This is a genomic window from Geobacillus sp. DSP4a (assembly GCF_013096875.1).
GTDB classification, from domain to species: Bacteria; Bacillota; Bacilli; order Bacillales; family Anoxybacillaceae; genus Geobacillus; species Geobacillus thermophilus.
In genome coordinates, this window is record NZ_SDLD01000006.1 from 15,203 (window position 1) to 28,175 (window position 12,973).

Consider the following 12,973-nt stretch of genomic DNA (forward strand, 5'->3'; position numbering starts at 1 on the left):
GTTTTTCCCTAGCCAACCCCTTCTTTTTCTTTTACAATAGGGGGGAAAGGAGGGCCGGGGGATGAAACGGAAGAAACGGGCACAAGTGCCGATTCGGTTGAACATTTTGTTTTTCTTTGTCTTCTTGTTGTTTTCGGCGCTGATTTTGCGCCTTGGGGTCGTGCAAATCGTGTATGGGGAGGACTACCGGCGCGAAGTCGAGCGGACGCAGGATGAGATTGTCAGCACACCGGTGCCGCGCGGTAAAATTTACGACCGGTTCGGCCAAGTGATCGTCGACAACACGCCGAAAAAGGCGATTACGTACACGCGCTCCAAAACGACTCAGCCGGAAGAAATATTGGACGTAGCAAGGAAACTCGCCCAATACATCGACATTCCGGATGCAGAGGAAAAAGTGACGGAGCGAGACATGAAAGATTATTGGATTTTGACCCATCCGGAAGAAGCCAAAAAGAAAGTGAGCGAACAAGAACGGAAAAAGCTCGCTGACCAAGGGCTGACACAAAAAGAGATCGACAAAAAGGTGTATGAATGGACGCTTGACCGCATCACCAAGCAAGATTTGGCGCAAATTTCGAAGTCGGAGCTTGAAGTGATCGCCATTAAACATGAGATGGAGAGCGGCTACGCCTTGACGCCGCAGACGGTCAAAAGCAAAGGGGTGACCGACCGCGAATATGCGGTCGTCAGCGAACACTTAAGCGAGCTGCCTGGCGTCAATACGACCGTTGACTGGGACCGGAAATACGTGTATGACAATACATTCCGCTCCGTGCTCGGCAGTGTGACGGAAGAAGATGAAGGCGTTCCGCGCGAGCGGCTCGACTACTTTTTGGCCCGCGACTACAGCCGCAACGACCGCGTTGGCAAAAGCTATTTGGAGATGCAGTATGAAGAAGTGCTACACGGCAAAAAGGCGAAAGTGAAAAACGTGGTCGACAAGTCGGGCCGCGTCGTTTCGGTTGAGGAAGTGTACCCGGGCGAGCGCGGGAAAGACCTTGTGCTGACGATCGATGCCGAATTGCAGCAAAAAGTCGAAGAGATCATTCAGCAGGAGATTTTGGCGACGAAGCGCAAAGGCCGGTCGCCGCTCTTGGACCGGGCGTTTGTCGTCATGATGAACCCGAAGACGGGCGAAGTGTTGGCGATGGCCGGCAAGCTTCTTCAAGATGGCAAATTTGTCGACTTTGCCATCGGCAACATTACGTCCGCCTATACAATGGGATCGGCGGTGAAGGGGGCGACCATCCTTACCGGTTTTCAAACGGGAGTGCTCCATCCGAATACGTATATCAAGGACGAGCCGCTGTATATTAAAGATACCCCGGTGAAAAAATCGTGGAAAACGATGGGGACGATCAACGAGCTGACGGCGCTCAAGCAGTCATCGAACGTCTATATGTTCAAAACAGCGATCGCCATCGGGGGCGGTGTGTATCGTCCGCACGCGCCGCTTCGCATCAATCCAGAGGCATTTACGACGATTCGCCACTATTTCAGCCAATTTGGCTTGGGCGTCAAAACAGGCATTGACTTGCCGAATGAACTCGGCGGCTTCCAAGGACAAAGTACAATTCCTGGTCTTTTGCTTGACTTGGCGATCGGCCAGTATGATATGTATACGCCGATGCAGCTGGCGCAATACGTGTCGACGATCGCCAACGGCGGCTATCGGATGAAGCCGCAGCTCGTCAAAGAAATTCGTGAGCCGTCCATTGGAAAAGAACCTAGCCGCGTCATCAAACGGTTTGAACCGGTTGTCTTAAACCGCGTCGATATGAAAACCGAGTACATTGAACGGGTGCAAGAAGGATTCCGCCGTGTGATGCAAGAGCCGGGCGGAACGGCGTATGCGTATTTCGCCAATGCCCCGTACAAGCCGGCCGGCAAAACGGGGACGGCACAGGCGTATTACGATGGACCGATCAAAAGCCGCCGCAATGACTCGACCTACAATTTGACGCTTGTCGGCTATGCGCCGTATAATGATCCGCAAGTATCGTTCGCCGTTGTGGTCCCATGGGCGACGCAAGGGGAAAGCGACGGCATTAACAACCGCATCGGCCGCCGTATTTTGGACGCCTATTTTGAATTGAAAGCGAAGCGGGCGGCCGGAGGCGGGAGCAGCTTCGATGCGCAAGGCGGTGCGGAGGCCGCCGATGCGCGCTGACATGAAAGGTGCCTAGCCAGGCGCCTCTTTTTTTGCGCTTGCAAAAAAATGGCTCTTCACTAAAAGTTGTACTTGATTTTTTCTGAACATACCCTATTTACGCTTGTGAGGGAAAGTCAGCACGTTTTGCATATCTTTGTGCCGGAAACCGTATTGCTTGTCAAGTACATGTTGTGGTGAAGAGCCAAAAAATGATGTTCGTTTACAAAAACTTTACATACCGTCCACACAGCGTTAACGATCGTTTTGTATGCTTATGATAGGAAAAACTCGATCTTCCGCTGCCAGTGAGGGCGGAAGGAAATGAAAGGAGTCACGCCGATGAGTACGATGGCGGTGGTGGAGCGCCGAAAAGAGGACATTCCTTCGGCCCAGTTGGTGAAAAAAGAGGTTGTTTACGAAACGAATGGACTGAACGTATGGTATGGCGAGCATCATGCGTTAAAACATATTCACCTGTCTTTTTATGAACGCGAGATTACAGCGATTATCGGCCCGTCAGGATGCGGCAAGTCAACCTATATCAAAACGCTCAATCGAATGATCGAGCTCATTCCAAACGTCCGGCTCGAAGGGGAGATTTTGTATCGCGGCCGCCGCATTTTTGACACGTCATACCCTGTTGAACAGCTGCGGACGCAAGTGGGCATGGTGTTTCAAAAGCCCAACCCGTTTCCAAAGTCGATTTATGACAACGTCGCCTATGGGCCGCGCATTCATGGGATCCGCGACCGGCGGCGGCTCGATGAGATCGTCGAAAAAAGCTTGCGCCAAGCGGCGCTCTGGGAGGAAGTCAAAGATCGGCTTCATGAAAATGCCCTCGGTTTATCGGGCGGCCAACAGCAGCGGCTGTGCATCGCCCGCTGTTTGGCCGTCGAGCCGGATGTCATTTTAATGGATGAACCGACATCAGCGCTCGATCCGATTTCGACAGCGAAGGTCGAGGAGTTGATGGGCGAGCTGAAAACAAAATACAGCATCATCATTGTCACGCATAATATGCAGCAGGCGGCTCGCATTTCCGATCGGACAGCGTTTTTCTTAAACGGAGAAGTGATTGAGTACGGCGAGACAAAAACGTTGTTTTCTCGTCCAGCTGATCAGCGGACGGCGGATTATATCGCCGGGCGGTTCGGATGATAAAAGCGGCCGGAGGGCGTCAGGCATGACGGACAAAAAGTTCGTTTCAAAAAAGATGTGTTTCTTTCAAAAAACGCTGTTTGATGCGCAGACACAGCCTTAAGAAAAGGTGTCCCGGTCCTTTGGGAGGGACACCTTTTTTCGTTATGGTTCGGCAATCAAACGGCCGATGGCTGCGTAGTCCATATCGCTTCGCACATTGTAGACGCCGGGGCGGATCGAGCGCGTCAGCCCGTGCTGTTGCAAATACTCGCGAAACGTGCGAGCGCTTTGAATAATGCCGGCAGCCTCAAGCTCTTTGGCGAACGTTTCCGGAGTGTCGCCTTTTTGGATGACAAGGCGGTATATGTATACTGTTTTCGCCGGTTGCGCAGCCGGCTGTTCAGCCGACGTTTGCCGGCCGCGGCGAAGTTGATTGTATTCGCTTTTCGCAATGGCAACAAGCCCGCGTTGTTCGAGAAACGCTTGCACTTCCGCTTCCGTCGGCGCATCGGGGGCGGAATGATAATACGAGACACCGATGAATGACGTGGCAACAAGCAGGCCGAGAGCAAAGGCGCGCATCGTCCGTTTCTTCATCGCAACAATCTCCTCACGATCCGCTCGACCTCGGCAACCGTCAAACCGGTCTCTTGCGCAATCTCTTCGAGCGGAAATCCTTGTTTATGCAAAAAGAAGATGCGCCGCTCGGTGTCGGAAAAAGGACCGCGGCGGGGCGGGCGCCGGCGCTCAGGGATGAGCAGTTCCTCCTCGATGACTTGCAGCCGTTTTTTCATTTGATACGTTTCTTGCGCCAACGAGACAGCCAGCTGGTCAATTTGTTCTTCGAGCGGCTTCCATTCGTCTTTGGCGAAAAAGGAAAGGACAAGCAAAAGAATCGATAAGGCCGCCAAGGCGATGATCGTGTATTCTACCATCATGAATCCCTCCTCTTTTCACTATATCATATCGTATTCTATTTGTGGCCGGTCTTGTGGAAAAAGATAAAATGGAGGGAAATGAAATTTAGAGGTGGAAATCGTCGCAGAAAAATGCTATCATAGAAAGGTCTGATTATATAAAGCACGTTTGGAGGGAAAAAGGATGCGTGTGAACATTACACTGGCATGCACAGAATGCGGCGAACGCAACTATATTACGTCCAAAAATAAACGCAACAACCCGGAACGTCTTGAACTGAAAAAATATTGCCCGCGGGACCGCAAAGTTACGTTGCACCGCGAAACGAAGTAAGCAGTAGGAACGCCATTCCTGCTGCTTTTTTATCTTTCGGGCAGAGAGGGGAGCGACGATGGACCGCAAACGGGAACTGCGCCGTCATATGCTCAGCCGGCTTCGGCAGCTTCCGGCGCCTGAAAAACGAGTTTGCGACCGGCAAATTGCCGGTTATTTATATCAATGGACGCCGTGGAAACAAGCCCGGGCGATCGCCATCACGGTGGCGCGGGAGACGGAAGTGGATACGGCGCCGATCATTGAACAAGCTTGGAGGGAAGGAAAAAAAGTCGGCGTGCCAAAATGCGACCCAGCGGCGAAAACGATGACGTTTCGGCGGATCGTGTCGTTTGCCCAGCTTGAAGAGGCGTATGCCGGGCTGCTTGAGCCGATCGAGGAACAAACGACGGCGATGGATCGCGAGGAGTTTGATCTCATTATTGTTCCAGGAGTGTGTTTTGCCAAAAATGGCTTTCGGATCGGCTACGGCGGCGGGTATTATGACCGGTACTTGCCGGGGGCGGCGGCAGTGACGGCGGCGCTTGCCTATTCGTTTCAAGTGGTGGACGACATCCCAGCAGAAGAACATGACGTGCCGGTAGAGTTCATTATTACCGATAAAGGGGTCATTCGCTGTGAGCGGTGAATGGGCGTATATTGCTGCATCCGCCATCGCAGCCGGCGGCGGGTGGCTGCTGCGCTTGCTGTCCGCCTCGGGAGCGGCGGCGACCGTTGTTGTCGGCGCCTTGGTTGGGTATGGTTTTTCATGGAGCGGGCTATGGTTGCTGGGATTATTTTTTGCCAGCTCCAGCTTTTTCAGCCATATCGGGAGGCGGAAAAAGGAGAAACTCGCCGAAAAAGTGGCAAAAGGGGGGCGGCGCGATGCGGTCCAAGTGCTGGCCAACGGTGGAGTGCCGGCTGCGCTCGGACTGCTGGCGGCGCTGCTCCCTGACCCGGTTTGGAACGAGCTGTTCGTCGTCGCGGTCGCGGCGGCGAACGCCGATACATGGGCGTCGGAAATCGGTGCCTTGAGCCGGCGTCCGCCGCGGACATGGCCGAGTTTTCAGCCGGTCGAGGCCGGCACTTCCGGAGCGGTGACGCTCCTTGGCACGGCCGCTTCCCTTGCTGGGGCGCTGTTCATCGCCGCCAGCGGCGCGTTGCTCCTTCCCGCTGCACCGTGGCTCCCCCTTGCACTGTTCGGCTGGTTTGGCAGCTGGCTGGATACATGGCTTGGCGCCGCCTGGCAGACCGTTTACCGCTGTCCGGTATGCGGGATCGCCACCGAGCGAAAACAGCATTGCGGGCGGATGACCGTTCAGGTGAAAGGATGGCGCTGGCTTGACAACGATGCCGTCAACGTCTTGTCGGCTGCCGGTGCGGTGCTTGCCGCCGCCCTTGTGCTGGGGCGTTAGGCCGTCTGCTTCATAATTAAGGGGAAAAAGGGAAAAAGAATAACGAGCATGTCATATGATGAAGGGGGAACACCAATGAACAAATGGTCGTACTCGCTGTTGGCGGTCGCAGCCGGATGGCTCGCCTATCGTTATCGTTACCGAATGGCTGACTGGGCGTTGCGCATTCCGCCGCTGCGAAAGCAGCTTGTTCGCTTTGCGCTCAACATTCCGGCGGTGCGCAACGCGGTTGTGTCGCAAATGTTGCGCTAGAGAGGCGGTGGCCGGCTGGCCGTTTTATGATGCCGCGAACGGGAAGCTGGCCACCCTTATCGTCGATTTCAAAGCGGGCGGGTGGAAAAAGCGCGCCTGGGGCGGGAACGGCACAGCCTCCCTCTGGATTGCGCTGGATCATCCAGACAGCCGGAGCTTTGCTGTCCGCCGGGTTCGGCCTGCCGGAGAAAGGGAGAGGAGAACATGGTTGGAACGATGGATGTATTGTTTTGGCAGCTTGTTCATCTTTTGCTTCGCGGCGGTTACCGCATCGCGCGGATGGCCGAACGCGGGGATGAAGTATGGCTCGAATCGGCCCGCTGGCGGCGGCCGACACTCATCCGCCTCGTCCGCGCCGATTTCGACTGGAGTCGGTCGCTGCGTCTTGATATGGAATATACGTGGCAATTCATTCGGCGGATGGACGGACGGGCAACCGGCAGAGGAGGCCAGGTTGTCAACGTATACATCATGGCGTATCCGCCGGTTGATGACTGGGAGTTTCTCATTGACGAACCGCTGCCGCTTTTAGGGACGGGCGATGGCGCGTTTCATACGCTTCTCATTCATAGCGGCAACATCAATGACATGCTGCCGCGGCTCGAGGAGATGACCGGGGCGGCGCTCCGCCCGGCTCCATCTGCGGAAGAGGAAGACCCGTTCGCCGCCGCTGAGCGTTTCAAACATCAAGTGCTGACGGAATGGCGCCGCCAACGGGAGGAAGAGCGGCGCATTTTTGAATACGGCAGGCCGGTGTTCACTCGGCTGCTGATGATCGTGCAAGTCGCTATGTTTTTTGTTCTCGAGTGGAGCGGTGGCAGCACGGACCCCAACGTCTTGATCCGGTATGGCGCCAAATTCAATCCGCTCATTGAGGCGGGGGAATGGTGGCGATTTTTGACGCCGATGTTTTTGCATATCGGGTTTTTGCATTTGTTGACGAACACGTTTGCGCTGTATTATTTAGGGACGATGACAGAGCGGTTATACGGTTCGCTTCGCTTTTTGATCATTTATGCAACGGCTGGTTTTTTCGGAACGCTGTCGAGCTTTTTGTTCACTCCATCGATTTCGGCCGGGGCGTCCGGCGCCATTTTCGGATTGTTTGGGGCGCTTCTTTATTTTGGGACGGTTTACCGGCATCTATTTTTTCGGACGATGGGCATGAACGTAATCAGCTTAATCGTCGTCAACCTGCTGTTTGGCCTGCTTGTTCCCGGCATTGACAACGCCGGCCATATCGGCGGGCTTGTCGGCGGCTTTCTGGCAGCGGGTGCTGTCCATTTGCCGAAGCAGACCGCTTCGGGGCGGCAGGCCGGCGCATTGGCCGCCGCGTTGTTATTGGCAGCGTCCGGCTTATGGCTTGGTTTCCGCTAAGGAACTTGGATGAGCATGACTTTGTCTCCATTTTTCGCTTCAAGCAAAACAAGGATTTGACCGTAATCTTTCCGGATCAAAATAAGGGGCACCGTGCTGCCGATCGGCGAGAGGATGGAGCCATCCTCTTTTTTTATGCCGAGAACGTACGACTTATAGATCCCCTCCCATAGGCGGCCGATGATCGTCTGTGTTTTTGTCATCGACAAGCCGGGCAGCGGTTGTTCCGTATAAGCGACAAGCTCCGGCAAATAAAGGGCGTAGTAGTCTTCTTTCGATAGCGAAAAATGGGAAAGCAGCTCGTCCGCCTTATGGCGGAGAAATTCGTTCGTTGCCTTGTTCAAGACGCGCTGCCATTCGCGCTCGGCGTCCGTTTTCGGCCGGCGGAATGATGCGAGCGGATGGTATGGCGAGTCGATGACATACAAATACGCGCTTGACATCGTTTGGCTGCTTGTGATCGTTTCGCCCCTGTGCAGTTCACCATGATGGAACGAAATGGCTTGGAAAAAACGGCTATCATGCATAATTGCTGTTTTTTCCATGGCGATCGTTCCGGTGTTCGTCTCCCATCGGGACAATACATCCACCAATCGGCCGTCAGCAAACAGCAATGAAACGTCTTGCCGCAAATAGGCGCGGCGGTTCAGCGTGGAGACAGTGGACCAACGCAGCGAATAGCGCCCGCGCTCTTTGTTTGTTGCAAGCGCAAGAGTGGTTTTCGCTTCGGTGAACACCGCCTCGCGGTCAAGCGGGAAAAATTTAATCGTTTCCTCGGTGCGCTGACGCTCCCACCACGAAAACAGCGCAGCTATAGCGGCGAGAAAAAACGCTGCTCCTACGGCGGCCAACAACCATCGTCTCATGGCATCCTCCCTGAGCGGACAAGTTTCCACCAATATATGCATAGAAAGGGACATTTATGTATGAATTTCCTGCTGGTTGTCTATGATGGGGAGTATACAGTGACACGAGATGCAGGGGGATGGCGATGGACAAACGTGTGCCGAAACGGCCAGCTTCATGCCGTCTCCAAGACAATGCGGCTTACTTAGCCGAGCGGCTTGGGGTCGGCAAAAGCTTTGATGTCATCCGCCTCGACGTCGAGTATGGCGGCCGGGCGATGGCATTGTTTATGATTGACGGGTTTGTGAAAGACGATATTTTGCATTATTTAATGAGAAATTTGTCCCATCTAGACGAGGGCGAACTGGACGCTGATCCGCTCGAAAAACTGTTAAAAAGGCATCTTCCTTATGTAGAAATCGGGCAAACGAACGATCTCGAGGAGGCGGTCGCCGCCGTGCTTGCCGGACCGACGGCACTCGTCGTTGATGGCGTGGATCGCATCCTTTTAATTGACGCCCGCACCTATCCAGTGCGCGGCCCGCAGGAGCCGGACACTGAGCGGGTAGTGCGCGGGGCGCGCGACGGGTTTGTGGAAACGATCATCTTTAATACGGCTCTCATCCGCCGCCGCGTCCGCGACCCGTCGCTGCGGATGGAATATGTACAGGTGGCGCGCCGCTCGAAAACGGACATTTGCATTTGCTATATTGAAGAAATTGCCGACCCGGAACTTGTCCGCCGCGTCCGGCAGTCGATTTCCGCCATCGATACGGACGGGCTCGTGATGGCGGAAAAGACGGTTGAAGAGTTTATTTCCGGGCGGCATTGGAACCCGTACCCGGTCGTTCGTTATACGGAGCGTCCTGATACGGCGGCCGCCCATTTGTACGAAGGGCATGTGCTCGTCATCGTTGACGGGTCGCCAAGCGTCATGATCACCCCGGCAACGTTTTGGCATCATTTGCAGCATGCCGAAGAATACCGGAACAAGCCGATCGTCGGGGCGTATTTGCGGCTCGTTCGCTTTTTGGCTGTCTGGGCGTCGGTGTTTTTGTTGCCGCTTTGGTATTTATTGATGACGGAGCCGGAACTGCTGCCGGGGCCGCTGCAGTTTTTAGGAAAGGCGAAATTAGGCGATATTCCGCTTTTTGCCCAAATTTTGATGATCGAAATCGGCATGGATATGCTGCGAATGGCCGCCATTCATACGCCGTCCTCGCTGGCGACAGCGCTCGGTTTGGTGGCGGCGCTTATGATCGGCGGCATTGCCGTGGAGGTCGGCCTCTTTTCCAACGAAGTGATTTTATATTTCTCGGTTGCCGCCATCGGCACGTTTGCGACGCCAAGCTATGAGATGAGCTTGGCGAACCGGCTCGTCCGCATTGCTTTGCTGATCTTGTCCGGCCTGTTCGGCCTGTACGGCTATGTGCTCGGCCTTACCGTTTGGATCATCTCCTTGGCCCGGATGTCGTCGTTTGGCATCCCGTATTTATGGCCGTTTATTCCGTTTTCTTATCGGGCGATGCGCGATGTGCTCATCCGCTCGCCGATGCCGCTGAAAAACCGGCGGCCGGCCATTCTTCATCCGCGCGACCCTGACCGTTGACGCAGGCGCTCTATTTCCCGGCGCCTGCTTTTTTGTCTTGACGGATGCGGATATTTGCCGATACATTAAAAAGGGAGAAAAGGAGAATCAATGACGATGAAGACAGTATACGATGTGCAACAGCTGCTCAAACAGTTTGGCACGATCATTTATGTCGGCGACCGGCTCGCCGATTTGGAGCTGATGGAGGAGGAAGTGAAAGAGCTGTACGAGTCTCAGCTCATCGATGTCAAACAATTGCAGGCTGCGTTATTTGTTTTGCGGCAGGAAGCGCAAATCGAGCGGGAAAAACGAATGAGAAAAGGATGAGGGAATGGCGATGGAACAATGGTTGGCAGGCATCGATCTTGGCGGCACGACGACGAAGATGGCGTTTATTACAGAAGACGGAATCATTGTACACAAATGGGAAATCCCAACAGACACGTCCAACCGCGGCGAACGGATCGTCGCCCATATCGCCCGGTCGTTGGATGAAACGCTCGCCCGGCTTGGCGGAACGAAAGAACAGCTGCTCGCCATCGGAATCGGCGCCCCCGGGCCGGTTCAGGAAGAAACAGGAATGCTGTATGAAGCGGTCAATCTAGGATGGAAACACTACCCCTTAAAACGAAAGCTCGAAGAAGAGACAGGGCTGCCGGTGGCCGTCGACAATGACGCGAATATCGCCGCCCTCGGCGAAATGTGGAAAGGGGCCGGGGGAGGGGCGCGCCATTTGCTGTTTGTGACGCTTGGCACCGGCGTTGGCGGCGGTGTGATTGCCAACGGAGCCATTGTGCGCGGCATAAACGGCGCCGGCGGAGAGATCGGACATATGACGATGATCCCTGATGGCGGCGCCCGTTGCAACTGCGGCAAAACCGGATGTTTGGAAACGATTGCGTCCGCCACCGGCATCGTGCGGATCGCCAAGGAGAAATTGACCGCAGATGAGCGTCCGAGTGAGCTTCGCAATGGGGATGTGACGGCCAAAGCGGTGTTTGACGCCGCCAAAGCGGGCGATGCGCTGGCATTGGAAGTGGTCGATGAAGCAACGTACTATCTTGGTTGGGCGTTGGCGAATGCCGCCAATGTGACGAACCCGGAGAAAATCGTGATCGGCGGCGGCGTGTCCAAGGCGGGTGACATGCTTGTCGAGCGCGTGGCCGCCCATTTCCGCCGCTTCGCGTTCCCGCGCGTCGCCGCTGGGGCGAAGCTTGTTTTAGCGACGCTTGGCAACGATGCCGGCGTCATCGGCGCCGCCTGGCTGGCGAAAGAGCTTGTCGGCGCGTAAACAACGGAAGGTGTCCCAAAAAGGTTGGGGCGCCTTTTCTTATTGTTGGATGATATGAGATTGGAACGAACTTTAAAGAAGGAGATGTTTGCGAACATTCGTGCACTGCCGCCTGCCAGGCGCTCATTTTTTGCCGTCTGCCGACATATGTTAAGGTAAAGAAATGGGAAGGGGAGACGGCGCATGCACCTTCAAGCATGGCCCGGCGATACGTTTGAAACATATGGACGATGGTTTTCGGTGCCGACTGAACTGATCATCGATTCGAATCCGCATGTGGAAGAGGGATTGCGCCCTGGGCAGACCGTTGCCATCCCGGGATACGCGACGATCGATACGTGGGAAGCGCTCGCTGACCGCCTATCGCTGCCGACGGAGGTGCTGCGGCGGCTGCCGGGGGCGATGGCGGTCATCAACGGAACAGCGCCGCTGCCGAAGCGGATTTCGTCCCCGGTCGTCCGCAGCGTCCGTCCGTACGATTTTGCCGCTTTGATGGAGGATATCACCGCCCTCGTCTGTCGCTATCCGTTTGTGCGCCAGCGGACGATCGGCCATAGCGTTCTCGGCTTGCCGCTCGTTGAACTGCAAATCGGCCGCGGCCCGGTGCGCGTCCATATGAACGGATCGTTCCATGCCAACGAATGGATTACAACGGCAGTATTAATGGCGCTCATCGACGAGTACGCGAGGGCGTTGGTTAACGATGACGAGCTTGCTGGCCATCGGGTGCTTGATTATTACCGTAAAGTGACTCTTTCCGTTGTGCCGATGGTCAATCCCGACGGCGTCAACCTTGTGCTGAACGGCCCGCCGGAAGAAGAGCCGCATCGGAGCGAAGTCGTCTGCATCAACGGTGGATCGCTCGACTTTTCGCAATGGAAAGCGAACATCCGCGGCGTTGATTTAAACAATCAATTCCCAGCTAACTGGGAAATAGAACAGACCCGCAAACCGCCGAAAGCGCCGGCACCGCGTGATTTTCCAGGATTCGCCCCGCTTACGGAGCCGGAGGCGAAAGCGATGGCAGCGCTGGCTGAAGAAGGGGATTTTGCAATGGTTGTTGCGTTTCATACACAAGGAAAGGAGATTTATTGGGGGTACGAAGGATTGGAGCCGCCAGAAGCGGAGGCGGCCGTCAAGGCGATGGCCGAAGCGAGCGGATACCAAGCGATTCGCTATATTGACAGCCACGCCGGCTACCGCGACTGGTTCATTCAGACATGGCGGCGCAGAGGCTATACGGTCGAACTCGGAGAAGGGGTCAACCCGCTGCCGCTCTCGCAATTTGCGCAAATATACCGCGACAGCCTCGGTTTGTTTTTGGCTGCGCTCGAAATGGCTTGAAGGCGGCGTTTGCGGAGAAATGCCGCATGGGCTGCCAATTGCATCGCAATGCTCTGAAAGGCGTGAAAAAACGCAAGAGGCTCCGTCCGCCTCTTGCGTTTTCAGTGTGTGCCTGTCGGAATGCCGTGGTGCAAAATCGTCATCACTGTAAACCAGCCGAAAACCGCCGCTGTGCCAAGCCCAAATAAAAATCCGAGCACGTTTTTCTCGCGCAATGTACGGAGCATTCCATAAAGGGCAAGCAGCGTTACAAGTGCAAAAATAATGACCGTACCCATCGTTTTACCCCCTCATGAAACAGTATGTACAAACGTGTCCATTCTTTTTCATTG

Annotated in this window: 15 protein-coding genes; 11 read left to right on the forward strand and 4 right to left on the reverse strand. The window is 55.0% G+C overall.

From position 1 onward, the window contains the following. Positions 1-61 precede the first annotated feature (61 nt). Both ETC02_RS03415 and pstB read left to right on the forward strand, forming a co-directional pair. Positions 62-2,173: a peptidoglycan D,D-transpeptidase FtsI family protein gene (locus tag ETC02_RS03415; protein WP_171698059.1), complete on the forward strand. Its 2,112-nt coding sequence runs from the start codon at positions 62-64 to the stop codon at positions 2,171-2,173. A 330-nt stretch (positions 2,174-2,503) separates the two neighbouring features. Next, on the forward strand, positions 2,504-3,313 hold the full coding sequence (gene pstB, locus ETC02_RS03420; RefSeq protein ID WP_119878022.1) for a phosphate ABC transporter ATP-binding protein PstB: 810 nt from the start codon (positions 2,504-2,506) through the stop codon (positions 3,311-3,313). A gap of 144 nt (positions 3,314-3,457) precedes the next feature. Here pstB and ETC02_RS03425 read toward each other — a convergent pair whose 3' ends face one another. Next, positions 3,458-3,892, reverse strand: coding sequence for an MltG/YceG/YrrL family protein (locus ETC02_RS03425; RefSeq protein ID WP_050367550.1), 435 nt, complete (start codon positions 3,890-3,892; stop codon positions 3,458-3,460). Then, complete coding sequence (locus tag ETC02_RS03430) at positions 3,889-4,230, reverse strand: hypothetical protein (protein ID WP_033010212.1); 342 nt, start codon at positions 4,228-4,230, stop codon at positions 3,889-3,891. The genes ETC02_RS03425 and ETC02_RS03430 overlap by 4 nt, the downstream gene beginning before the upstream one ends. Positions 4,231-4,396: 166 nt before the next feature. On the opposite strand from ETC02_RS03430, the gene rpmG reads away from it, so the two are divergent. The 5 genes from rpmG to ETC02_RS03455 all read left to right on the forward strand — a co-directional run bounded on the left by rpmG (position 4,397) and on the right by ETC02_RS03455 (position 7,569). Next, complete coding sequence (gene rpmG, locus ETC02_RS03435) at positions 4,397-4,546, forward strand: 50S ribosomal protein L33 (RefSeq protein WP_011231931.1); 150 nt, start codon at positions 4,397-4,399, stop codon at positions 4,544-4,546. Positions 4,547-4,604: 58 nt separating this feature from the next. Then, entirely contained in the window at positions 4,605-5,174 is a 570-nt protein-coding gene (locus ETC02_RS03440) for a 5-formyltetrahydrofolate cyclo-ligase (RefSeq protein WP_033010210.1), read from the forward strand. Continuing rightward, positions 5,164-5,940: a DUF92 domain-containing protein gene (locus tag ETC02_RS03445; RefSeq protein ID WP_033010209.1), complete on the forward strand. Its 777-nt coding sequence runs from the start codon at positions 5,164-5,166 to the stop codon at positions 5,938-5,940. Before ETC02_RS03440 ends, ETC02_RS03445 begins: the two co-directional genes overlap by 11 nt. A 75-nt stretch (positions 5,941-6,015) precedes the next feature. Further along, positions 6,016-6,192: a hypothetical protein gene (locus ETC02_RS03450; protein ID WP_167438915.1), complete on the forward strand. Its 177-nt coding sequence runs from the start codon at positions 6,016-6,018 to the stop codon at positions 6,190-6,192. 204 nt (positions 6,193-6,396) lie between these two features. Then, positions 6,397-7,569 (forward strand): rhomboid family intramembrane serine protease, encoded by a 1,173-nt coding sequence (locus tag ETC02_RS03455; protein WP_063211702.1) that lies wholly within the window; start codon positions 6,397-6,399, stop codon positions 7,567-7,569. On the opposite strand, the gene ETC02_RS03460 is transcribed toward ETC02_RS03455, so the two are convergent. Beyond that, on the reverse strand, positions 7,566-8,435 hold the full coding sequence (locus ETC02_RS03460; protein ID WP_033010205.1) for a hypothetical protein: 870 nt from the start codon (positions 8,433-8,435) through the stop codon (positions 7,566-7,568). The two genes, ETC02_RS03455 and ETC02_RS03460, sit on opposite strands and share 4 nt — an antisense overlap. A 125-nt stretch (positions 8,436-8,560) precedes the next feature. Here ETC02_RS03460 and ETC02_RS03465 point away from each other — a divergent pair, with 125 nt between their 5' ends. From ETC02_RS03465 to ETC02_RS03480, 4 genes are all read left to right on the forward strand, one after another. Next, positions 8,561-10,024, forward strand: coding sequence for a spore germination protein (locus ETC02_RS03465; RefSeq protein WP_033010203.1), 1,464 nt, complete (start codon positions 8,561-8,563; stop codon positions 10,022-10,024). Between the two features lie 96 nt (positions 10,025-10,120). After that, positions 10,121-10,333 (forward strand): YqgQ family protein, encoded by a 213-nt coding sequence (locus ETC02_RS03470; protein WP_033010242.1) that lies wholly within the window; start codon positions 10,121-10,123, stop codon positions 10,331-10,333. 10 nt (positions 10,334-10,343) lie between these two features. Beyond that, positions 10,344-11,297, forward strand: a complete 954-nt coding sequence (locus ETC02_RS03475) for an ROK family glucokinase (RefSeq protein WP_171698060.1) — start codon at positions 10,344-10,346, stop codon at positions 11,295-11,297. A gap of 183 nt (positions 11,298-11,480) precedes the next feature. Then, complete coding sequence (locus ETC02_RS03480; RefSeq protein ID WP_050367548.1) at positions 11,481-12,641, forward strand: M14 family metallopeptidase; 1,161 nt, start codon at positions 11,481-11,483, stop codon at positions 12,639-12,641. Between the two features lie 101 nt (positions 12,642-12,742). Here ETC02_RS03480 and ETC02_RS03485 read toward each other — a convergent pair whose 3' ends face one another. Further along, positions 12,743-12,919 carry a DUF2759 domain-containing protein gene (locus tag ETC02_RS03485; RefSeq protein ID WP_033010201.1) on the reverse strand — a complete coding sequence of 59 codons (177 nt, stop codon included), beginning with the start codon at positions 12,917-12,919 and terminating at the stop codon, positions 12,743-12,745. Positions 12,920-12,973: the final 54 nt, after the last annotated feature.